The sequence below is a fragment of the Flavobacterium sp. genome, assembly GCF_017985075.1.
Lineage (GTDB): Bacteria > Bacteroidota > Bacteroidia > Flavobacteriales > Flavobacteriaceae > Flavobacterium.
Genome location: NZ_JAGNYF010000033.1, coordinates 1 through 22,866 on the forward strand (window position 1 = coordinate 1; position 22,866 = coordinate 22,866).

General features: G+C 31.7%; 19 protein-coding genes. 1 reads left to right on the forward strand and 18 read right to left on the reverse strand.

The window, feature by feature from the left end:
• The 15 genes from KA468_RS07440 to KA468_RS07510 form a co-directional block, all read right to left on the reverse strand.
• A partial coding sequence (locus tag KA468_RS07440) for a cytochrome c biogenesis protein CcdA (RefSeq protein WP_291242311.1) occupies window positions 1-946 on the reverse strand: 946 nt, incomplete at its 3' end.
• A complete protein-coding gene (gene tilS, locus KA468_RS07445; protein WP_291242312.1) occupies window positions 930-2,249 on the reverse strand; it encodes a tRNA lysidine(34) synthetase TilS in 1,320 nt (439 codons plus the stop codon). The genes KA468_RS07440 and tilS, both read right to left, overlap by 17 nt.
• 379 nt (window positions 2,250-2,628) lie before the next feature.
• Window positions 2,629-3,927 (reverse strand): anthranilate synthase component I family protein, encoded by a 1,299-nt coding sequence (locus KA468_RS07450; RefSeq protein ID WP_291242313.1) that lies wholly within the window; start codon window positions 3,925-3,927, stop codon window positions 2,629-2,631.
• Between the two features lie 6 nt (window positions 3,928-3,933).
• Entirely contained in the window at window positions 3,934-4,344 is a 411-nt protein-coding gene (locus KA468_RS07455; RefSeq protein ID WP_291242314.1) for a hypothetical protein, read from the reverse strand.
• A 10-nt stretch (window positions 4,345-4,354) separates the two neighbouring features.
• Window positions 4,355-5,299, reverse strand: coding sequence for a nitronate monooxygenase (locus KA468_RS07460; RefSeq protein WP_291242315.1), 945 nt, complete (start codon window positions 5,297-5,299; stop codon window positions 4,355-4,357).
• A 12-nt stretch (window positions 5,300-5,311) separates the two neighbouring features.
• Window positions 5,312-6,937 (reverse strand): S8 family serine peptidase, encoded by a 1,626-nt coding sequence (locus tag KA468_RS07465; RefSeq protein WP_291242316.1) that lies wholly within the window; start codon window positions 6,935-6,937, stop codon window positions 5,312-5,314.
• A gap of 36 nt (window positions 6,938-6,973) precedes the next feature.
• Window positions 6,974-8,161, reverse strand: coding sequence for a tRNA 2-thiouridine(34) synthase MnmA (gene mnmA, locus KA468_RS07470; RefSeq protein WP_291242317.1), 1,188 nt, complete (start codon window positions 8,159-8,161; stop codon window positions 6,974-6,976).
• 13 nt (window positions 8,162-8,174) lie between these two features.
• Window positions 8,175-8,930 (reverse strand): hypothetical protein, encoded by a 756-nt coding sequence (locus KA468_RS07475; RefSeq protein WP_291242318.1) that lies wholly within the window; start codon window positions 8,928-8,930, stop codon window positions 8,175-8,177.
• A gap of 111 nt (window positions 8,931-9,041) precedes the next feature.
• Window positions 9,042-10,937 carry a membrane protein insertase YidC gene (gene yidC, locus KA468_RS07480; protein ID WP_291242319.1) on the reverse strand — a complete coding sequence of 632 codons (1,896 nt, stop codon included), beginning with the start codon at window positions 10,935-10,937 and terminating at the stop codon, window positions 9,042-9,044.
• An 83-nt stretch (window positions 10,938-11,020) separates the two neighbouring features.
• Window positions 11,021-12,628 (reverse strand): CTP synthase, encoded by a 1,608-nt coding sequence (locus tag KA468_RS07485; protein ID WP_291242320.1) that lies wholly within the window; start codon window positions 12,626-12,628, stop codon window positions 11,021-11,023.
• A 128-nt stretch (window positions 12,629-12,756) separates the two neighbouring features.
• Window positions 12,757-12,984 (reverse strand): DUF3820 family protein, encoded by a 228-nt coding sequence (locus KA468_RS07490; RefSeq protein ID WP_291242321.1) that lies wholly within the window; start codon window positions 12,982-12,984, stop codon window positions 12,757-12,759.
• 76 nt (window positions 12,985-13,060) lie between these two features.
• The gene (locus KA468_RS07495; RefSeq protein WP_291242322.1) at window positions 13,061-13,465 is read right to left on the reverse strand and encodes an OsmC family protein; all 405 of its coding nucleotides are present in this window, start codon (window positions 13,463-13,465) and stop codon (window positions 13,061-13,063) included.
• On the reverse strand, window positions 13,465-15,147 hold the full coding sequence (locus tag KA468_RS07500; protein ID WP_291242323.1) for a LysM peptidoglycan-binding domain-containing protein: 1,683 nt from the start codon (window positions 15,145-15,147) through the stop codon (window positions 13,465-13,467). Before KA468_RS07500 ends, KA468_RS07495 begins: the two co-directional genes overlap by 1 nt.
• Before the next feature lie 192 nt (window positions 15,148-15,339).
• Complete coding sequence (guaA, locus tag KA468_RS07505) at window positions 15,340-16,869, reverse strand: glutamine-hydrolyzing GMP synthase (RefSeq protein WP_291242324.1); 1,530 nt, start codon at window positions 16,867-16,869, stop codon at window positions 15,340-15,342.
• A 107-nt stretch (window positions 16,870-16,976) separates the two neighbouring features.
• Entirely contained in the window at window positions 16,977-18,155 is a 1,179-nt protein-coding gene (locus KA468_RS07510) for an AIR synthase related protein (protein WP_291242325.1), read from the reverse strand.
• A gap of 174 nt (window positions 18,156-18,329) precedes the next feature.
• Between KA468_RS07510 and KA468_RS07515 the strand changes: the two genes are divergently transcribed.
• Window positions 18,330-19,745, forward strand: coding sequence for an FAD-dependent monooxygenase (locus tag KA468_RS07515; protein ID WP_291242326.1), 1,416 nt, complete (start codon window positions 18,330-18,332; stop codon window positions 19,743-19,745).
• A gap of 49 nt (window positions 19,746-19,794) precedes the next feature.
• On the opposite strand, the gene KA468_RS07520 is transcribed toward KA468_RS07515, so the two are convergent.
• The 3 genes from KA468_RS07520 to KA468_RS07530 all read right to left on the reverse strand — a co-directional run.
• A complete protein-coding gene (locus tag KA468_RS07520) occupies window positions 19,795-20,676 on the reverse strand; it encodes an OmpA family protein (RefSeq protein ID WP_291242327.1) in 882 nt (293 codons plus the stop codon).
• 11 nt (window positions 20,677-20,687) lie between these two features.
• Window positions 20,688-22,457, reverse strand: coding sequence for a T9SS type A sorting domain-containing protein (locus tag KA468_RS07525; RefSeq protein ID WP_291242328.1), 1,770 nt, complete (start codon window positions 22,455-22,457; stop codon window positions 20,688-20,690).
• Window positions 22,458-22,462: 5 nt separating this feature from the next.
• Window positions 22,463-22,866, reverse strand: a 404-nt coding sequence (locus KA468_RS07530) for a T9SS type A sorting domain-containing protein (protein ID WP_291242329.1), incomplete at its 5' end; no start/stop codon positions are given.

Genomic DNA, 22,866 nt, shown 5'->3' on the forward strand with positions numbered 1-22,866 from the left:
TTGAATCAATTTTTGTAGCCCAAGAACTTGGTAAAACTATTTCGAATGCGCCTAAAAATGAAAGTGCAAAAATTACTAATAAGGCAAAGAAAATTAAATTAAATGTAACACTTGTTGATAATTCATTAAGTGCTTCTGCGCCAAAAATTCCTGTAATTAATGAACCTAACAAGACATAAATTGCAATAATGGCTAAGCCATAAATGATGGCATTTCTAATACCTTCAGCTTTTGTTTTACTTTGTTTCGTAAAAAAGCTAACTGTCATCGGAATCATTGGGAAAATACAAGGCATCAAAAGCGCTGCGAAACCGCCTAAAAAGGCTAAAAAGAAAATAGTCCATAAACTTTTTTCTTCTTTATTTGGAGTAGCGTTATTTGAATTTTTTACTGGTGCAACAGATTGCTTTGCGGTATCCGTTTCAGTTGTTGCAACCGTATCTGTTGGTTTTGAAACTGAATCCAAAGCAAGACCTGAATTAGCTTCAGTTGCCTTTATTTCTGGTAAATTAAAAACTAAATTTCCTTCAGTTTGCACACATTTTCCATCAATACACGCTTGACCATCTGCCAAAAGAGAAATTGTTTTTAATTTGGGATTTAGTATTTTAATTCGTTGTATAAATTTTGCCGAAGTTTGAAAGTAATATTCTTCTATTTCAAATATTTCGTTAAACGATTTTTTATATTTACCTTCTTTAGTTTTTCCTATTAATTGGTAGTTTCCTTTTTGATTTTTAAACGTAAAAACCAATGGTAAGGCACCACCTTCAGGAGTAAATTGCGAATACAAATGCCAATTATTTTCAATACTTGCTGAGATAATTAAATCTACTTCAGTATCAGAAACTTTCACAACACTTGAAGTCCATTTTACTGGTTCTACAATTTGTGCTGTACCCATAAAGGTAAGAAACAGGGCGAATAAACTAACTATTTTTTTCATTGTTATATGTAATTTGTATTATATTTTGATTGGTGTTTTCTGGTTTAAATCGTTCGTCAGCTCTATGTCCAATTATCCAAACAATTTGATTATTACTTTCTAATATCCAAGTAGCTTCTTTTTGAAATTGTGAAAATTTTTCATCTTTAAAATACTTGCTTACTTTCTTTTTGCCTTGCATTCCTGCTGGATAAAAGAAATCGCCTTCATTCCATTTTCTTATGATTAACGGAAATTGTAACTTCGATTCTTCCACAAATATAATGTTCTTGTTTTGATTTGAAATGTTACTTATGTTACAAAAACTGAAATTTAACGGAAAATTAGTACTTTCAGTTACAGAATTAATAACAATAGTTTCAAAATCTATCATTCTTTTTTGAGAAAGAAGTAAATAATCTCTATCTTTTAATAAAATATAATTTTCAGATTCGATGCGTTTTCCTGTTTGCGATTGTACTAAATCATAAACATCATTCCAAGCCGTAAACCCATATTTATGAAGCCATTGGTATAAATACGCTTTATAATTTGTATAGTGAAGCAAGGCAGCAATATTAATTTTAATTTGTTGGTTTTCCTCTGAAACTACTTTTTCATACACCAGTTTCACAGCATCATCAACTAAAGATTGTTGCTGATTAAGATGTTCTAACGAATTTTGAAACGAAGATAAAAAAGAATCGTTTATTTCTTTAAAAACGGGGACAATATGATGTCGAATTATGTTTCTTACATATTTATCCGAAGCATTACTGCTGTCTTCTCGCCATACTAATTGGTTTTCAGATGCGTAATTTTCAATTTCTTTACGAGAAAAAGGCAACATTGGTCGGATAATATTTCCGTTTTGCGATGGAATTCCTGTTAAACCTTCTAAACCTGTGCCGCGAGAAATATGAATCAAAAATGTTTCCACATCGTCATCAGCGTGATGCGCAGTAATAATATAATCGAATTTTTCTTGGACTAAAATTTCATTAAACCAATCATACCTTAGATTTCTGGCAGCAACTTGTGTTGATAATTTATGTGTTTCAGAATATTTTTTAGTATCAAATTTTGTAGTAAAACAAGGAATATTATGGTGCTTGGCGTAATTAGTAACAAATTTTTGGTCTTCATCACTTTCCAAATTTCTTAATTGAAAATTGCAGTGCGCCAAAGCAAAATTGAAATTTAATTTTTGAAATAAATGTACTAAAACCATACTATCCAAGCCACCACTAGTAGCCACAAGAAGTTTTTTTTCTTGTAAGAAAGAAAAATTTTGTTGAATATGACTTTTTAGTTTTTGAAGCATTATTTAAGTTAAAAAGGGATAAGTGATAAGGGATAAGTTACTATCATTCTACTTAGACTTTTAGTTTATTTATTAGCAAATTTAACAATTTTTCATTTTATAACGTTAATTAATTTTAGATCCAAAGCATTACTCTGTTTGATAAAAAATTAATTGTGCGATATTATTGCCACAGATTTCACAGATTTCACGGATTTTATCTGAGGTAATCAATAACATCAGTGGCTATTTTTTTAACATTTACCTTTTTTTATTTTACTTTTTTCAAACACATAGGAATATAGAAAAATGATTGTTAGACTAAGTAGCCTCGCTATACATAGAAAAACAAAGAATCACTATTCTTGATACTTTGTTACTTTGATGCTTTGAAAAAATGTTACTTTTCCCTCAAAACCTCAAACATAGCTTTTGCTTTCAACAAACATTCTTCATATTCATTTTCTGGAATAGCTTCAGAAGTTATGGCACTTCCAACAGAAAAACTTAAATATTTATTATCCGAATTATACAAAATACTTCGAATAACCACATTAAAATCAAAATTTCCTGAAGGTGTAAAATAGCCTACGGCTCCGCTATACAATCCTCGTTTTGTTTCTTCCAAATCTTCAATAATTTTCATTGCAGAAATTTTCGGTGCGCCAGTCATACTTCCCATTGGGAAAGTGGTTCGTAAAATTTCAATGGGTGAAGTGGTATGTGCAACATTTGAAGTTATAGTTGAAATCATTTGATGTACTTGTTTGAAAGAATACACATTACAAAGTTCTTCAACTTCAACTGAGCTCTTTGTTGCGGTTTGTGACAAGTCATTTCTAACCAAGTCAACAATCATTATATTTTCTGAACGCTCTTTGGCATTGTTTTGAAGCGCTAGTTTATTCTGCTCATCTAATTCTGAATTTGAATTGCGTTTCGCAGTACCTTTTATTGGCTGAGAAATCACTTTTTCGTTTTCTTTTTTTAAATACCGTTCTGGTGAAGCTGAAAGCAAATAATGTTGATTTTTCTTGAAATAAACTGAAAATGGAGCGTTTGAAATTTCATTTAATTTTTTATAAACTTCATATGGTGCAATTACTGCCTCTTCGGCATAAAATTCCATACAAAAATTAGCTTCATAAATATCACCTCGATGAATATGAGCAAGCATTTTATTAACTTTTTTAAGGTAATTTTCTTTAGAAATTCTTTGTTGAATAGTAACTTTTGATTCTTCACTTTCGCCTTTTTCTTGATTTAAAATGTCTTCAAAATCGGAATCAATTTCATCATCGCACATATTTAGATATTGAATTTCCAAAGTAGTGTTTTTTAATAAAAAGATTTTTTTTGGTTGAAAAAAGTACAAATCAGGGAAACCTAATCCGTCAAAATTTTGAGATTGTAAATGCTCTACATCGTTTTTTAAATCGTAAGCTAAATATCCAAAAAGCCAATCGTTTGATTTGGATTGATATTGATATACATCTTCAAATGCTTTCTCAAAATCGGTTTGAATAGAAGTAAAAGCATCTACTGCAACTACGAAATCATATGTTTTATATAATTGATTTTCATTACTTTGAGAATTACTATCTAAAATAGTTACTTCTCTAAATTGCTGACTCCAAAGTGAAATTTGCTCTTTAAAAAGAGTTGGATTTGTTATGTGTTTTATACTATTAGTTCGCAAGAGATATTATTTTTCGCCTAAATAAATTAAATCATATTCAATTATCATATCATCATTTGCTATGTAAATTTGTTTGCTACTTCCTGCATTTTTTGGAGATATAATAGTAATGGCCGTATCTATACCTAAATTATCAACACAAAAATATTTATTTGAAGTTCCTGATTCGTTTTCAACTTTGTCTTCATATTTTAAAATACTATACAATTGAATAATCTCAGAATACACTACAAAGCGATGTTTGTCTCTATCTAAATTAATTAATAGTTCGGTTGGTAACGTTTTAGACCATTTAGACCATTCGCCTTTTGCGTTTTTTTGAGAAACAGAATAATTAACTGTTTTAAATTGATACGTTTGAGAAAATCCCAATTGTGAACATAAACCTAAAAACAATACAATAACTATTTTTTTCATTTTATATAAATTAAAATTGAATTTCATTTACACTACCTTTTGCTGAATTAAATTCGGTAATCACATTATTTATTATCGTTTCAACTGGAAGAATATCGTGGATTAATCCTGCAATTTGACCAATTTCTAATTCACCTTCTACTAAATCACCTTCAAACATACCTTTTTTAGCTCTTGCTCTACCTAATAACGTTTTTAAATCTTCTACGGAAGCACAATTGTCATAAGCGGCTTGAATATCATTAAAAAATTTGTTTTTAATTAATCTAACCGGCGCTAATTCTTTTAAAGTAACCAGTGTTTCACCTTCTTGTGTTTCTAAGATTGTTTTTTTAAAGTCAATATGCGCACTTGATTCTATCGAAGCTGCGAATCGACTTCCCATCTGAACTCCATCAGCTCCTAAAACCATAGCGGCTAACATACCTTTACCGGTGGCAATTCCACCAGCTGCGATTAATGGAATAGAAATATTTTCTCTTACCATTGGAATTAAAGTAAGTGTTGTCGTTTCTTCTCTACCGTTGTGTCCGCCAGCTTCAAAACCTTCGGCTACAACAGCATCTACACCTGCCTCTTGTGCTTTTAAAGCAAATTTAGAACTGCTTACCACGTGAACTACAATAATTCCATTTTCTTTAAGAAAATTGGTCCACGTTTTAGGATTTCCTGCAGAAGTGAAGACAATTTTCACACCTTCTTCTACAATAATTTGCATGATTTCCTCAATATTTGGATAAAGCATTGGAACATTTACTCCAAATGGATTTGATGTTGCTTTTTTACATTTTTGAATGTGTTCTCTTAGCACTTCTGGATACATAGATCCTGCACCAATAAGTCCTAATCCTCCAGCATTACTTACTGCACTTGCAAGTTTGTAACCACTATTCCAAATCATTCCTCCTTGAATAATTGGATATTTTATTCCAAATAATTGTGTGATTCTATTCATTTATCTGTACTCCTATTTTTTAATAATTTTACCAACATGTTCTTTAGTAGATAAATATCTGTAATAATAAATACCTTTTGGTAAATCTTCTAAATCTATAAAAGCGTTATAAGAACCTTCAAATTCTTTTTCAGCTACTTTTTGTCCCAAAGTATTAATGATTTCAATCATACCCTTTTCTGAAGCATCTTCAAGACGCAAAAACATAAGGTTTTCTGTTGGGTTTGGATAGACTGTAAAATATTTTGGATCTTCATCCACAATTATTTCCATATTTAGAGCAGCCGTTAATGCCAATTGAAAATCTGGGATTCCGTACCCTTTTTGTATGGTTGGATTGCTATAATTATCTGATGATTGTTTAATGAATTGAACCACTTGCTGCGCTGTTAAATTAGGTACAGCTGACCAAAATGTAGCTACCATTCCAGCAATAACAGGACTAGAAAATGAAGTGCCACTTGAATTATATATGGTACCCGTTGGAGAACAAACGGTTGTTCCTAAACCTTTAGCGCAAACATCTGGTTTAACTCGTCCATCATAAGAAGGACCTATAGAACTAAAGGTTGCGTATTGTTCTAAACTATTAACAGCACCAATTGTTAATGCACCAATGGCATCTGCTGGTGTACCAATATGAGGATCAGTTGTGGTTCCTGAATTACCAGCACTAATTACTACTACAATTCCTTTATTAAAAGCCATGTTCGCTCCTTTGGAAGCGAATGTTTTATTTCCAATCATATCATCATATTGATGAGAATAATTAGGATTGTCGTATCCAAAATATCCTAAAGACGAATTAATTACATCCGCACCATAATAATCTGCTAATTCAGCACCCTCCACCCAATAGGATTCTTCTACAGGATTTTCTGAATTAATATCTTCTGTGATAAATAAATAATATTTTGCATTTGGAGCTGTACCAACTAATTGCCCTTCTGCAAATCCGCCCATAGTAGATAAAACATTTGAACCGTGATTGTGTCTGAAAAAATAATTAGTGTTTTGATCAGGAAAATTATATCCGCCTAATATTTGATTGTTTGTAATTAAATTTTGAAATGGAAGTGCTGTATTAACTCCTAAGAATCCCGAATCTAAAACAGCAATAACTTTTCCTTGTCCAGTAAAATTTTGTTGGTGCAATAAATGTCCGTTAAGCATTTCTATTTGATTCTGGGAATCTCCATAATTATAAATTACTTGAGCATCTAATTGTTTGTTTACTGCTGAAATTTTATTGCTTTGAGAAACTCTTCCACCAGGATTTAAGGAATGGTTGGCAAAAGTAACATGATTTACGAAACTTAAACTTGTTAAAGCTTGGATGTTTATTTGTGTGCCTCGAATATGCAACGCATTCATCCATCTTGATTTTGCCATAACTGTTATACCAGTTGATGCCGCAATTTGAGTAATATAACTTTGCTCCACAGGAACATCCGTAACATCTAAAGAAATATTTTGAGCAATTCTTCTATCCAACGCACGTTGTGTCAACATCGTTAGTGGATTAGCTAAATAAGTTGCTGCACTTGGCTTGTTATTAAAATACACCCAAGCATCTTCAATTTGAGCATATCCGAAATTAGCTATCCCTAAAATTAGTAAAAAGTATAGTTTTTTCATAATTACAAAGTTTTACCAAATATAATAAAATTCTACTTAAGAAATCACACCACTACCTTGCAATTCATCATCTATATACCAAGCTACAAATTGTCCTTCAGTAATAGCAGATTGCGGATTTTCAAATTGTACATACATACCACTTTCAAATTGATGTAAAGTTGCTTTTTGCAACGGTTGACGGTATCTAATTCGTGCCATTACATTTTTAGTTTCTCCTACATTCAATTTTAAATCTTGACGAATCCAATGTACTTCGTTTCCTTTTATGAATAAGGTGTTTTTGAATAAACCAGGATGATTGGCGCCTTCTCCAACATAAATAATATTATTTATTACATCCGTTTGAATTACAAATAAGCCTTCTTTTGTACCACCAACATTTAAACCACGACGTTGTCCGTTTGTAAAATAATGAGCACCTTGATGCTTTCCTTTTACGATTCCATTTGCATTAGAATAGTCTTTATTTTTAGCATAAAAAGCTAATGACTCTTCAGTGTTTTCAAAATTTGGAAGTATAGAATTATAAATTTCATTAGTAGAAGGAATTTCAATAATTAGACCTTCTTTTGGTTGTAACTTTTGTTGTAAAAATTCTGGTAAACGCACTTTTCCAATAAAACATAAACCTTGAGAATCCTTTTTCTCAGCCGTAACCAATTCCATTTTAGTGGCGATTTCTCTAACTTCTGGTTTGGTTAACTCACCAATTGGAAATAATGCTTTTGCTAATTGTTCTTGTGATAATTGGCATAAAAAATACGATTGATCTTTGTTGTCATCTTTACCAGCTAATAATTGATGTACTTCTTTTCCATTAACTTCAATTGTGTTTTTTCTGCAGTAATGTCCAGTTGCTACAAAATCTGCTCCTAACGAAACGGCGATTTTCATAAAAACATCGAACTTAATTTCTCTGTTGCACAACACATCTGGATTTGGCGTTCGACCGTTTTCGTATTCTGAAAACATATAATCAACAATTTTCTCTTGATATTGTTCTGATAAATCAACGGTTTGAAACGGAATTCCTAATTTTTCAGCCACTAATAAAGCGTCATTACTATCTTCTAACCACGGGCATTCATTTGAAATAGTTACGGAATCATCGTGCCAATTTTTCATAAAAAGTCCAATAACGTCGTAACCTTGCTCTTTTAAAAGATAGGCTGCAACGCTTGAATCTACTCCACCTGAAAGTCCTACAACTACTCGTTTCATTTATATTTTGTTATTATTCTTCAACTGGTTTTTCTACAGGAGTACTTTTAGCAAATTTCTTAGCTAATTTTTGTTCCATTTTTTTTAATTCCTTTGAAAATTTATCTGCTTTAACTTGTTTTACAACTTTGTCGTTTTCGTAAAATTTCCAAATTCCAACCTTCACATTATTTTTATAGGTACCTTCATACATTTTTTTTCCATTCCCATCAAAATAAATGGCGATACCTTCAAACAAATCATTAACGTATTGATGTTGGTCTATTTGCTTTCCGTTTTCAGCAAATGTTTTTCCAATGCCATTTTTCTTACCTTCAATATAATTTATTTCTTCCGCAAGTTTATTAGCTTTATAAAACACTTTTCTAACTCCATTTAGCTTCCCGTTTTTATAATTTTCAAGCGTCATAATATCTTTAGATTCTTGATGGTAATATTTCCATTGCCCTTCAAAAAGTTTATTTTTTACTACACCTTCACTAACTTTATTTGCTTTTTGGTCGAAAAAAATGGTATAACAAGAACCATCATTTTTTGAAAAATCTCTTGTAGCAATTACAGTTCCAGCTTTGGTATCGTCAAAATATTTAAATGTGCCAACTTCTTTTCCGTGTTCAAAAGTGCCTTCATATCTTGGACGTTTACTTTCTTCGTGAACACCTTTCCAAAAACCATGACGCAAGCCTTGTTCGTCAAATTGATTTAATTTATCTTGTGCTGAAACCAAATTTGCAACTACTAAAAAAGCAATAAAAATTAGTTTTTTCATATATTATAAAATTTTTTAATATGTTTTTTTATCTCTAAATTAATACAACGATTGTTTTACAAAAATAGTATAAAAAAACCTGTTCTCAACAAGAACAGGTTTTTAAAGAATTTATTTTTTCTTTTGGTTTAATGCCTTTTGAGCTTCTTGTTGTTCCATTATCTCTCGCATTTTCTTTTGAAATTTCGATTCCGTTTTTGGTTTCGTTTTATTTACTTGAATTTGTGCGTGAATTTTTTCTTCGTTAACAACATATTTTTTTATAACTAACATAATTCCGATTGTAATTAAGTTTGATATAAAGTTATATAAACTCAAACCAGAACCATAATTATTGAAGAAAACCAACATCATAATCGGAGAAAGATAAATCATAATTTTCATAATTTTTCCCATATCTGGCATACCTTCTTGTTGAGGCGCTTGCATTGCTTGGTCGCCTGTTGTCATTTTCATATAGAAGAAAATTGCAATAGCTGCTAATATTGGAAACAAACTTACGTGATCACCATAAAAAGGTATATTAAATGGCAATTTATAAATGGAATCATATGAAGATAAATCGTCTGCCCAAAGGAAACTTTTTTGTCTTAAATCAAAAGCAGAAGGGAAAAACTGAAACGAGGCATACATAAACGGTAATTGAATTAATGCTGGAATACAACCCGCCATTGGATTTACGCCTGCTTTAGAATACAATGCCATTGTTTCTTGTTGTTTTTTCATTGGGTTATTTTTGAATTTTTCACCCAATTCTGCAATTTCTGGTTTCAATACTTTCATTTTGGCTTGCGACAAGAATGATTTGTATGTTATAGGCGACATCGCAATTTTAATTAAAATCGTGAAGATGATAATAGCAAAACCATAAGGCATAAATCCTGATAACAAACCAAATAATGGAATAAATACAAATTGATTAATCCATCCAAAAATTCCCCAACCTAATGAAACCAATTCATCTAAGTTTTTATCGTAAGCGCTTAATGTTTTATAGTCGGTAGGACCATAATACATATTCATATCATAATTTAAAGCGCCATTTTTAAACTCTAAAGGCATTTTAGCTGTAAAGTTTTTAGTAAAAACAGTATCTACTTTTTCATCATCTACTAAATTATCAGATTTTAACTCTACTTTCTTAAATGGTGTGTTTGTTAATAAAACAGAAGTAAAAAAGTGTTGTTTAAATGCTACATAAGTAACTGCTTCTACAGTATCTTCTTTATCTGAAGCCGCATTTAAATAATCGTCTTTTCCGTTATCAAATTCGTAAATTAATTCGGTATATCTATTTTCATAAGAAACACTTTTTTCGTTACGATAGGTTTTTAAATTCCATTCTAAATCGGTTGGTTTTGAAGTATTTAATACATTTTCCAAACCTTGTGTACGAATAGAAAAATCCAACATATGATCGTTTTCTTTCATTACATAACGGTATTCTAAAAACTGATTTTCACCTGTTTTTAATTGCATCGTTACTACCTGATTTTTTCCTTCTTTCGTATATTTTGGTTCGAAGTATAAATCCTTTGTATTGATAACTTTACCGTCTTTTGTTGTTAAAGTTAAATTGAAGTTTGCATTATTATCTTTAATAATTTGAACCGCTTTTCCTGAACCTTTTTTAAATTGTTCTTCATTTAATATAGTCGCTTCAGAAATGTATCCACCTTTATTGGCTATTTTTAAACGCAATACATTATTTGCTAATAAAGTAGCGCTATCTTTAGCTGTAGGTAATGATTCTGCATAAGCGAAAGCACCTAATTTAGATAAAGCTTCTGGTGAAATTTTACCAGTAGAATCGGTTTTTTGAACGAATTGAGTTGTAGTTGGCGTTACACTTTTAGGTGTTTTTGCTTCCTTATCGGCTTGTTCTTTTTTGGCTGTTTCAGCTAATTCTTCTTTTGTTGGTTGGTTTGAATACATCATCCACATTAAAATCCCGAAGATTAATGTGAAACCAATAAACGACTTAATGTCAAACTTTTTTTCTTCCATAATATGAATGTGCAACTCAAACGGAGTTGAATTAAATTTATAATTTGTATGCGTTTAAATAAAATCGTTACAAGTTAACGCTTTTATTTGTTTTTAACAGCTGCAGCCACTAATCCCATAAATAATGGATGTGGATTTAAAACTGTACTTTTATATTCTGGATGGTATTGCACCCCAATAAAGAAAGGATGATTTGGTAATTCAATGATTTCAACCAATCCCGTGTCTGGGTTTAAACCAGAAGCTACTAATCCAGCTGCTTCCATTTCTGTTAAATAATCACCATTAAATTCAAAACGATGACGGTGACGCTCTAATATATTTGTTTTTCCGTAAATTTTGTGTGCTAAAGTATTTTCTTTAATAGAACATTTCCAAGCACCTAAACGCATAGTTCCTCCTTTTTCAGTAACTGTTTTTTGTTCTTCCATTAAACTGATAATCGGATAACTTGTGTTTTCATTCATTTCTGTTGAATTGGCGTCTTTTTTTCCAAGTATGTTTCTTGCAAATTCAATAGAAGCCATTTGCATTCCCAAACAAATTCCTAAAAAAGGAATATTATTTTCACGCACATATTTAATCGCTTCAATTTTACCTTCAATACCTCTTCCACCAAAACCAGGAGCTACTAAAACACCATCTAATCCTTGTAATTTATCAGCTACATTCGATTTATCTAAAAATTCAGAATGAATACTCACCACATTGACTTTCGTTTCTTGTGTAGCGCCAGCGTGAATAAAAGCTTCTAAAATGGATTTGTATGAATCTTGTAATTCAACATATTTTCCAACCAAACCTATGTTTACTTCGTGTTTTGGATGTTCTAATTTATATAAAAATTCGTTCCATTGTTTTAAATCTGGAGTCGCTTTTTCTGGTAAATTTAATTTTTTAAGTGCTACTTTATCCAAACCTTCTTCTTGCATTAAGTTTGGCACTTTATAAATTGTAGAAGCGTCAATAGATTGAATAACTGCTTCTTTTTTCACATTGCAAAACAAGGCTAATTTCTGACGTAAATCTTGTGAAATTTCGTGTTCAGTTCTGCAAACTAAAATATCGGCTTTAATTCCACTTTCCATCAAGGTTTTCACCGAGTGTTGCGTTGGTTTTGTTTTTAATTCACCCGCAGCTGCTAAATAAGGTACTAACGTTAAATGAATTACAATTCCGTTATTGTCACCTAATTCCCAAACCAATTGACGAACAGATTCTATGTAAGGTAACGATTCAATATCTCCAACTGTTCCACCAATTTCTGTAATAACAATATCATAATCGCCCGAATTACCAAGCAATTGCATACGTTCTTTTATTTCGTTGGTAATATGAGGCACAACTTGAACCGTTTTACCTAAAAATTCGCCACGACGTTCTTTTTCAATAACTGATAAATAAATTCTACCGGTAGTTACATTATTTGCTTGTGACGTTGGTACATTTAAAAAACGTTCGTAATGTCCTAAATCTAAATCTGTTTCTGCTCCATCATCTGTTACATAACATTCTCCGTGTTCGTATGGATTTAAAGTTCCTGGATCTACGTTAATATACGGGTCAAATTTTTGAATAGTTGCTCTGTAACCTCTGGCTTGTAATAATTTTGCTAAAGATGCTGCTATGATTCCTTTTCCTAATGAAGAAGTAACACCACCTGTAACGAAAATGTATTTTGTTTGATTCATATTGTTGTTTGTTGTGTTGTTTTGAGGAACATACAAAATGTTCGCTCTGATATTGAATTTAAAAACACGCAAAGATAATATTAATTAGCCAATTATCAATAAGTCAAATTGTCAATTATGTATTAAATTTAGGGTTTTGGATATTTTTTTTTAATAGTATGAATTAATTCTTCTAATCCATTTAGTTTTAGCTCGTACACCAATTTAAGTTGCTCGCCTAAAGTTCCAGCAGGAAAACCCTTATTTTTGTACCAAACAATATACTGTTCAGGTAAATTAATAAGATATCGCCCTTTAAATTTACCATAAGGCATTATAGTGTAAGCGAGTTTGATGAGTTGGTCTTGGTTGGTCATTATTTGAGAATATGGAATATAGAGTATAGAAAATAGAGTAAAGAATATAAATGTTTGATTATTTTCTAATTTTAAATCACTTCCAATTAAAAACCACTTCCTTTTTAATATCTGGATGTAAACTATTCAATACCGGACAAGTCATTGCCGTTTTCTCTAAGATGATTCTTTCTTTGTCCGTTACTTCAACATTCATAGAAAAAGTAACGTGAATTTCAATAATTCGTCGCGGTTCGGTTCCCATAATTTTAGTTACTTCAGCTGTAGAATTAGAAAAATCTACGTTTAAATCTTGTGCTTTAATGCCCATTACGGTAAACATACAACTTGCTAATGCATTTGCTACTGTATCGGTTGGTGAAAACGCTTCCCCTTTTCCGTTGTTATCTATAGGTGCATCTGAAATAATTTCTGAACCAGAAGCTAAATGTATCGATGATGTTCTTAAATCGCCTAAATAAGTTACTTTTGACGTTGCCATTATTGTGCTTGTTTTATGGTTAAATCTGAATTATAATACATCATATAAACACCATTATTCGTGTTGTTTATATAATTAAACTGACTTTCAATTTGTTCCGAAATTTGTGTTTCAGCAGATTTGAAAAATCCTTCTTCCTGGCACATTCTTAAAATAGCATCAAACGTAACATCAAAACCTCGAGTTGCGTATTGATTTGGTTGTACTTTATTATCTTTTTTATACGCTTTTGCAAAAAGTAATGCCTCTGATGATTCATTCTCACGAATAGCGGAAGGATACAACATTTGCAATGCAGCTAAATTTTTAGATGGAATTTCTTCAAAATCCAAAGCGTCATTTCTTTCAATAACCACCAACTGAATATCAAATTCTTTTTTAAGTTTTAATAAATTATTGACTACAGAAAGTACTTGTATAATTTTATCTGAATCTAAAATTACAAAGTTCTTTTTCCCTTTTTGTAAATTAGATTTTAAAATCGCATAATCAAAAATTCCTTTTTCATTAAAATAAAACGATTTAACTCCTTGATAATTAGTTGAAAAATAAGTACTTAATTTTGATTTTGATGAGGAATGAATGGCGAAAATAGCATCCGATTTAGTTTGCAAATACGCCATTAATTTTTCCTTTTGAATGGTTTCATTTGGCATAGCATAAAAAACATTCGATCCACCTACTCCAACATCATTCGTTAAAGGAGAAATAACAGCTGTTTTTTTATCCACTAATTGCCCAGCAAGTTCTACGAAAGAATTGGTAAAAGGTCCAATTACCACATCGACATTAGAAAAATCATTATTTTTTATAATTGTAGCGACATTAGATGAATATTTTGAAGATTCGGTGTCATATACTTTCGTATTAAATGGCAATCCCAATACTTTAGCTGAATCAATAGCTTTTAACGCACCCGCATAAAAATCCAATGTTATGTTTAAAAATTTATCTGTTTTTAAATACTCGATTTTAGTTTTAGAAGAATCTTTCTCAATTCTATTAATATTAAATGGCATTAATAAAACTAAATTTCTTTTTTTGGTTTTATTTACACTTTCTAATAAATTCACTTTTTCTTTCTTTAAAATTATAGAATCTTTCTTTACAACTAAATTACTTTTTTTTGGCAGAACCAATAACGTACCTTCAATTAAACCGTCTTTTGCTGATGGATTTTTGGCAATTATTTCTTCTATAGAAACATTAAATTTTTTCGAAATACTATACAGCGTTTCTTTAGCTTCAACTTCGTAAGAAATAACGTTTTCTGACGATACAATATTTTTTACCGATTTTGGCAAGGACAAAACAACACCTTTTTTTAGTCGAATTTCCGTTCCGATTTCAAACTCAGTTGCTATTTCTGGATTTAGTTTTTCCAACTCTTCAATAGAAATTCCATATTTTTTTGAAACAGAATATTTTGTATCTTTAGGTTGAATAATATGCTTATTTGGCGAAGATGAACCTATTATTGCAGCTTTTGGAATGGTCAGAATACTATTTTCTTGAACGCCGTTTTTAACTTCTGGATTGGCTTTTAGAATATCTTCAGAAGTAATATTATATTTTTTTGAAATACTATATAAAGTTTCACCTTTAGTAACGGTATGTTTGGTTTGAGCGTAATTTAGTACACTTACCAAAAATAATATCAATATATAATATGCTTTTTTCATAGAGGTTGGTTTATCTTTTATTTGGGTGCAATTTCAATGCCAAGTTGAATAATGATAAAAATCAGATTCAATATCACTTTTCAAAAATAAGCATTATTATTTCAATTACAACATTTGAAAAATAAAAAAGCAATGCCAAATTTTTAATTAAATATTGACATTGCCATTGCTTTTTTAAATAGTTATTTCTTTTTATTCCCATTCAATAGTTGCTGGTGGTTTCGAGCTAATATCGTACACCACTCGGTTTACACCACGAACATTATTGATAATTTCATTCGATATTTTCATTAAAAACTCATACGGTAAATGCACCCAATCAGCTGTCATTCCGTCTGTAGATTCTACAGCTCTTAATGCTACTACTTTTTCATACGTACGCTCATCTCCCATTACACCTACACTATTTACGGGTAACAAAATTGCTCCAGCTTGCCAAACTTTATCATACAAACCGTGTTCTTTTAATCCGTTGATGAAAACAGCATCTACTTCTTGTAAAATAGCTACTTTTTCTGGTGTAATATCACCTAAAATACGAATAGCCAAACCAGGTCCCGGGAAAGGATGACGACCTAATAATTCAGGATCAATTCCTAATGTAGCTCCCACTCTACGCACTTCATCTTTAAATAACATTCGTAAAGGTTCTACAATTTGCAATTTCATAAAATCAGGTAAACCACCTACATTATGATGCGATTTTATAGTCGCTGAAGGTCCGCCCGTAGCCGAAACCGATTCAATTACATCAGGATAAATCGTACCTTGACCTAAAAACTTTACATCTTTTAATTGATTGGCTTCATCGTCAAAAACTTCTATAAACGCATTTCCAATAGCCTTACGTTTTGCTTCAGGATCATCAAGTCCAGCCAAAGCGTCATAAAAACGCTGAGAAGCATCAACTCCTTTAACATTTAATCCCATCCCTTTGTATTGGTCTAATACACTTTGGAATTCGTTTTTACGTAATAATCCGTTATTTACAAAAATGCAATATAAATTACTACCTATTGCTTTATTTAAAATTACCGCTGCAACTGTAGAATCTACTCCGCCAGATAATCCTAAAACTACTTTATCATCACCAATTTTGGCTTTCATATCTGCAATTACTTCTTCCACAAAAGCATTTGGCGTGAAGGTTTGTTCCACTTTTGCAATTTTAACTAAGAAGTTTTCTAACATTTGTTTTCCATCTGTTGAATGGTAAACTTCTGGGTGAAATTGAATGGCGTAAGTAGTCTCACCTTCAATTTTATACGCAGCATTTTCAACGTCTTTTGTACTTGCTATTTTAACACCATTTGTTGGTAATTTTTTGATTGAATCGGAATGACTCATCCAAACTTGGCTATTATCAGAAACACCTTCTAAAAACACTTCGTTTTCTTTAATGTAAGATAAATTTGCTCTTCCGTATTCTCTTGTGTTAGAAGCAGCTACTTCTCCACCAGAAAAATGCGCTAAATATTGTGCACCATAACAAACGGCTAATAACGGTTTTTTACCTCTAATTTCAGATAAATCCGGATGAAGCGCTTCTTCCGAACGCACCGAGCAAGGGCTTCCGCCTAAAATTACCGCTTTATAAGATGATAAATCGGCAGGAATTTTATCGAAAGGGAAAATTTCACAGAAAATATTTAATTCTCTTACTCTTCGAGCGATTAATTGGGTATATTGTGATCCGAAATCTAAAATTAAAACATTATTCATTTTTGTTTTGTTGTTGTGTGTTATTATAATTATTTATAAAATTAAACAACACAGATTAGATAAATTTTAAAAATTATTGAAATTTCTCTAATCTGTGTTATTATACTTTAATATTCAAACGTTCCGTATTCCGAAACTATAGTTAGCTTTTTATTATCTGATGCTTCCACACTTCCTACAATTTGAGCCTCAATATTAAATGACTTCGAAATTTCAATAATATCTTGTGCAATTTCAGCAGGTACATAAATTTCCATTCGATGTCCGCAATTGAATACTTGATACATTTCTTTCCAATCGGTTTTAGAATTTTCTTGAATCAATTGAAATAACGGTGGTACTGGAAACAAATTATCTTTAATTACGTGAACGTTGTCTACAAAGTGAAGCACTTTAGTTTGAGCACCTCCACTGCAATGCACCATTCCGTGAATTTGATTTGAATTGTATTTAGATAGTAATTTTTTAATAACTGGCGCGTACGTTCTGGTTGGAGAAAGTACTAATTTTCCAGCATCAATTGGACTATTTTTAACAGCATCAGTTAATTTCGTTTGACCCGAATAAACCAATTCGTTTGGAACAGCTGCATCAAAACTTTCAGGATATTTTTGAGCCAAATACTTCGCAAAAACATCGTGACGTGCTGAAGTTAAACCATTACTTCCCATTCCGCCATTGTATTCTGTTTCATAAGAAGCTTGCCCAAACGAGGCTAAACCTACAATTACATCACCCGCTTGAATATTCGCATTATCAATTACATCGGTACGTTTCATACGAGCGGTAACCGTTGAATCTACAATGATAGTTCGCACTAAATCGCCTACATCTGCGGTTTCTCCACCTGTGGAATGAATCGTAACACCGTGTTTTTTTAATTCGGCAATTAATTCTTCTGTTCCATTAATAATAGCTGAAATGACTTCGGCTGGAATTAGATTTTTATTTCTTCCTATAGTAGATGAAAGCAAAATATTATCGGTTGCTCCAACACACAATAAATCGTCAATATTCATAATCAACGCGTCTTGCGCAATACCTTTCCAAACAGAAACATCACCAGTTTCTTTCCAATACATATAGGCTAATGCTGATTTTGTACCTGCGCCATCGGCGTGCATTATGATGCAATACTCTTCATCCTGTGTTAAATAATCCGGGATAATTTTACAAAATGCTTGCGGAAACAATCCTTTATCGATGTTTTTAATGGCATTATGCACATCTTCTTTGGAAGCAGAAACTCCTCTTAAATTGTAGCGTTGGCTCGTTTCAGAACTCATTATTGTAGTGTTGTTTGTTGTGTTTGGCAAAGATATAAATAATTAGGTAATGTGCCAATAAGATAATGAGACAATTTGCCAATTCAAAATAAAACAATTTAGAATTAAATAGTATCACAGAATTTTTTACAACCTTTGCAGCTAAGTTGTATACCAAACAATTAAAAATTAGAATTGGAAAAGTTAGAAAATTCATTTGCAAGTTGGTCAGTTTGTCAAAATTGTAAAGGACAAGGGAAAAAAAATCGGAGACAACCTAAAAAGTCGCTTATTCAACAAGTAAAAGTCACAACTATAAACCAACAAATAGCTTGTAAAAGTTGTTTGGGCTCTGGTATACTTACTTCTGCCAATTTTCCTCAAGTTGATAAAGAAAACTACCCACACGTAGCAATAATCGGTGCTGGAATTGGCGGTGTTGCTTTAGCTGTAGCGTGTTTACACCGTGGAATCCCATTTACACTTTATGAAAGAGATAAAAGTTTTGCAGACAGATCACAGGGATACGGACTAACGCTTCAGCAAGCCAGTAAAGCAATAAAAGGCTTCGGATTATTTTCTTTAAAAGAAGCAATAGTTTCTACAAAACATATCGTTCATACTTCAGATGGAAAAATAATTGGCGAATGGGGACTCAGAAAATGGTTACCATCCGATACAAAAAAACAAGCAAAACATTCAAACTTACACATTTCAAGGCAAGCTTTACGCAGCGCTTTATTAGACCAATTGGAAGAAAACAACAGTGTGAAATGGGGACATCAACTTGTTGATTTTAAAGAATCGAATACAAATAAAATCGATTTAAGTTTTCTGGTAAACGGTGAAATTAAAAACGTTCAAACTGACATTTTAGTTGGTGCAGATGGCATTCGTAGTTCAGTAAGAAAATTTTTGTTAGGAGAGGAAATTGCACCTTTACGATATTTAGATTGTATGGTGATTTTAGGAATTTGTAAATTAAGCGCACTTGAAAATACTCAAAGTCCTTTACTCGATGGAGCTACGGTATTTCAAACTGCCAATGGAAAAGAACGCATATATATGATGCCCTATTCAAAAGAGGCTATAATGTGGCAACTTAGTTTTCCCATTTCTGAAGAAGCAGCAAAAGAAATAAGTAAAAAAGGCAAAAATTCGCTTAAAGAGCAAGCGATACAAAGAACAAATTGGCACACACCTATTCCAGAAATAATAAAAGCTACTTTAGAATCCGAAATTTCAGGTTATCCTATTTACGATAGAGAAATAATATTTACTTCATTATTAGAGAAAACGGGTAAAAACATAACTTTAATTGGTGATGCTGCACATCCAATGAGTCCATTTAAAGGGCAAGGCGCCAATCAAGCATTATTGGATGCTTTATCTTTAGCCAGAGAAATTACAAAAAAATGTACGAAATCATCAAACTGGAAAGAAATTGGAATTCGAAAAAGCGTACTAAACGATTTTGAATCCGAAATGCTATCACGAAGCGCTACTAAAGTTAAAGATTCTGCAGAAGCGGCAAAATTTTTACATTCAGAAACTGTATTACAAGAAGGTAACGAACCAAGAGGAAGTGTGTTTAAGAAAATAGATCTTTAGATTTTTAGATAATTGGAACATTGACTAATTGACTAATTATCTAATTGACTTACTTTTCTAAAATCATAATTTCTACTCTTCTATTGGCAGCAGCTTGTTCTTCTGTTGCTTCTGGAATGGCAAATTTTGGTTTCGAAACACCAAATCCTTTTACTTTTATACGTCGTTCTAAAATGTAATTCGATTGTAAAATACGTTTAACTTGTCTGGCTCTATCTAAAGATAAATTTCGAATATCCTTATCCACACAACAAATATGTCCTTGAATCTCAATATATAATTTTGGATTCATTGTCATAATTCGAATCAATTCAAATATTTCTCTTTGAGAAGAAGGCATAATGCCAAAGGAATTTTTATAAAACTGAATTTCAGGCAATACTATTAAAGTTCCAGGTCGAGACATTTGAATTTTCTCTTCTAAAGTAGCACCTTCTGGGAAATTCATATCCTTTTCCTCAATTGGAATTAATCCGTTTGTTGGATTATCTTTTGGAACTTCCACCTCTACTTTTGGTTGAATTAAAAGGGCTTCTTTAGCTAAATCTTTTTCTTGTAAAAAAACGATAATGGCTTTTCTGTTTTCTGCTTTACTATTTGATTTTGCACCTTTTTCTCCTAAAGAAATCGATTTAAAATCTTCCCTAATTTTTACTGAAAGTTTTACTTTATTAAAAATATAATCTACACGTTTTTGCGATAACGTATCATTGTAACCTGAAGAACCTACTTCATCCGTAGATCCTGTAATGGAAAGTATTTTTGATTTTTGATTGGCACTAATCCATTTATTTAATTTAGTCAATTCAACTTGATTTAATGCCGATTTGTTGTTTTCGAAATAAAACGAAATACTTTCTTGACCAAAAAAGGTAAATGGTAAAAGACAAAAGGCAAAAGGTAAAAGGTAAAAAATATATTTTGTTTTCATGATTTCTAGTTTCAATACTCCTTAATTACTTTCACTGTCTCAATTTTATTACTTTCAGATTGTAGTTTTAATACATAACAACCACTTGATAGTTCTGAAATTGAAATTGTATTTTCAGCTGTAGTAACGCTACCTTCTATTACTAAAACACCTGTTATAGTGTACAACTGGTATTTGGTGTTTTCTTTTACAGGAACTGTAAATATATTTTGTACGGGGTTGGGATAAATAGCTATATTAGTTTCTTCAAAACTTTCACTACTTAATGGCTGGCAAGGTTGCGTAGCAAATTTGGCTATAAAAAAATCAGTATCACCACCCTCGTTCCATGTGGCAACATTGTTTACATTGTATAACGCACCACCAAAACCACCACCAACTATATAATCACCTGATGCGTCTTTAGTGATTGCTGCTCCAAAATCTGAGGAAGGGGTACTACTAGTAATTTTATTTAAACTGATACAAGCACCTGTAGCACTATTAAAACGTGCTAACAAAACATCTGTACCTTGATTAGAACCTGCCACGGTTGTTGTTTGTGAGCTCCATGTTAAAGTAGGCCCAGATCCAGCAGAAGCTGTAATGGCTATTTCAGTTCCATTATTATAAATCGCTCTTGGAGAAACCCTACCAGAAGTTGTATTAGAAGGAGTTGATGTCCATATAGCATTAGTAGCTGTGGGGTTGGTTTTCATTAAAAAACCTGTTCCATACAAAGGATGACTTAACCCTAAAAAACTACTCATATTTAATCCTGTAACACTACCTGCTATAAAAATGTTATTTTGGCCATCAAAACTTAAATCATTTAACGAAACGCCACCTATGGCGGTACTTGTATTCTCTGTTTTCCACAAAAAGGTACCATTATTATCATAGCAAACTAATGCCACAGAATTTACAACAGGTTGCCCGTTAATGGCAAAAGTACTTGATGAATCTCCTTTTCTTATAGTTGCATAATGAAATCCATTATTTGGATTCCGGTAATATTTTATATATGGTCTTGATCCACTATTTTGAAAAGTGCCTAATTGTGTGGCACTAATAAAAGTACCGTCTAAATTATATTGTAAAACATATGGAGTATAAGGATCAGTATTAGTATTAGTAAAAGCTCCATCTGCATAAGTACCAGGTGGTAACCACAAATACCAATAAATGACATCATTTTGAATTTGAAAACTAACAGATGAAGTATTTGAAGTTGCTCCAGAAAAAATAGAAACAGGGGGCTGTGGTCTCTTTACATATTGCAACACTCCGTTTTTTGTAAACTTTATAAAGAAAATTTTAGTGCAGGCAGAATTTGTGTTTGAGAAAAAATAGTCACTATCAATACGTGATGGATAGGGCTCTGAGGGTGTGCCTGGATAAGGATCACAACTTGACATACTACCTCCCACATATATATTGTCTTGACTATCTACTACTACCGAGTTGATGACTTCACCTCCTCCTCCTCCAAAAACTTTACTCCAACGGTAAGTGCCATTGCAAGCAAAACTGGCTAACATCGTATCTTGTGGGCCAAATCCTGGATTATCAAAATTATTTTTAAGATTCCCATCCACATCCAAATCACTCATGCCTACTTTTGATATTACATAGTAGTTTTTCTCACTATCAGTAGCAATACTATATACAGTTTCACTTTCATTTCCTGGGTTTTCATTACTACCGCCTCGTTTTATCCATTGGAAGGACTGGGAAAATCCGATGTAAGGTAAAAGGTAAAAGGCAAAAGGTAAAAGGTAAATGATATATTTTGTTTTCATGATTTCTAGTTTATGTACTCCTTAATTACTTTCACTGTCTCAATTTTATTACTTTCAGATTGTAGTTTTAATACATAACAACCACTTGATAGTTCTGAAATTGAAATTGTATTTTCAGCTGTAGTAACACTACCTTCTTTTACTAAAACACCTGTTATAGTGTACAACTGATATTTGGTATTTTCTTTTACAGGAACTGTTAATATATTTTGTACGGGGTTGGGATAAATAGCTATATTAGTTTCTACAAAACTTTCACTATTTAATGGCTGGCAAGCTTGCGTAGCAAATTTGGCAATAAAAAAGTCAGTGGTACCACCACCATTAAATACAGAATTATTATTTACATCATAAATTGTAGCTGCAAAACCACCTCCTACTAAATAATCTCCTGAGGCATCAACTGCTA

Excerpts from the sequence above, each read along its gene's own strand:
- mnmA (WP_291242317.1), bottom strand. The coding sequence starts at position 8,161 with ATGAAACGAGTAGTTGTAGGACTTTCAGGTGGAGTAGATTCAAGCGTT.
- KA468_RS07460 (WP_291242315.1), bottom strand. The coding sequence starts at position 5,299 with ATGAATAGAATCACACAATTATTTGGAATAAAATATCCAATTATTCAA.
- KA468_RS07500 (WP_291242323.1), bottom strand. The coding sequence starts at position 15,147 with ATGAAAAAAGCATATTATATATTGATATTATTTTTGGTAAGTGTACTA.
- KA468_RS07455 (WP_291242314.1), bottom strand. The coding sequence starts at position 4,344 with ATGAAAAAAATAGTTATTGTATTGTTTTTAGGTTTATGTTCACAATTG.
- KA468_RS07495 (WP_291242322.1), bottom strand. The coding sequence starts at position 13,465 with ATGGCAACGTCAAAAGTAACTTATTTAGGCGATTTAAGAACATCATCG.
- KA468_RS07525 (WP_291242328.1), bottom strand. The coding sequence starts at position 22,457 with ATGAAAACAAAATATATCATTTACCTTTTACCTTTTGCCTTTTACCTT.
- KA468_RS07510 (WP_291242325.1), bottom strand. The coding sequence starts at position 18,155 with ATGAGTTCTGAAACGAGCCAACGCTACAATTTAAGAGGAGTTTCTGCT.
- KA468_RS07490 (WP_291242321.1), bottom strand. The coding sequence starts at position 12,984 with ATGACCAACCAAGACCAACTCATCAAACTCGCTTACACTATAATGCCT.
- KA468_RS07465 (WP_291242316.1), bottom strand. The coding sequence starts at position 6,937 with ATGAAAAAACTATACTTTTTACTAATTTTAGGGATAGCTAATTTCGGA.
- guaA (WP_291242324.1), bottom strand. The coding sequence starts at position 16,869 with ATGAATAATGTTTTAATTTTAGATTTCGGATCACAATATACCCAATTA.
- KA468_RS07485 (WP_291242320.1), bottom strand. The coding sequence starts at position 12,628 with ATGAATCAAACAAAATACATTTTCGTTACAGGTGGTGTTACTTCTTCA.
- tilS (WP_291242312.1), bottom strand. The coding sequence starts at position 2,249 with ATGCTTCAAAAACTAAAAAGTCATATTCAACAAAATTTTTCTTTCTTA.
- yidC (WP_291242319.1), bottom strand. The coding sequence starts at position 10,937 with ATGGAAGAAAAAAAGTTTGACATTAAGTCGTTTATTGGTTTCACATTA.
- KA468_RS07520 (WP_291242327.1), bottom strand. The coding sequence starts at position 20,676 with ATGAAAACAAAATATATTTTTTACCTTTTACCTTTTGCCTTTTGTCTT.
- KA468_RS07475 (WP_291242318.1), bottom strand. The coding sequence starts at position 8,930 with ATGAAAAAACTAATTTTTATTGCTTTTTTAGTAGTTGCAAATTTGGTT.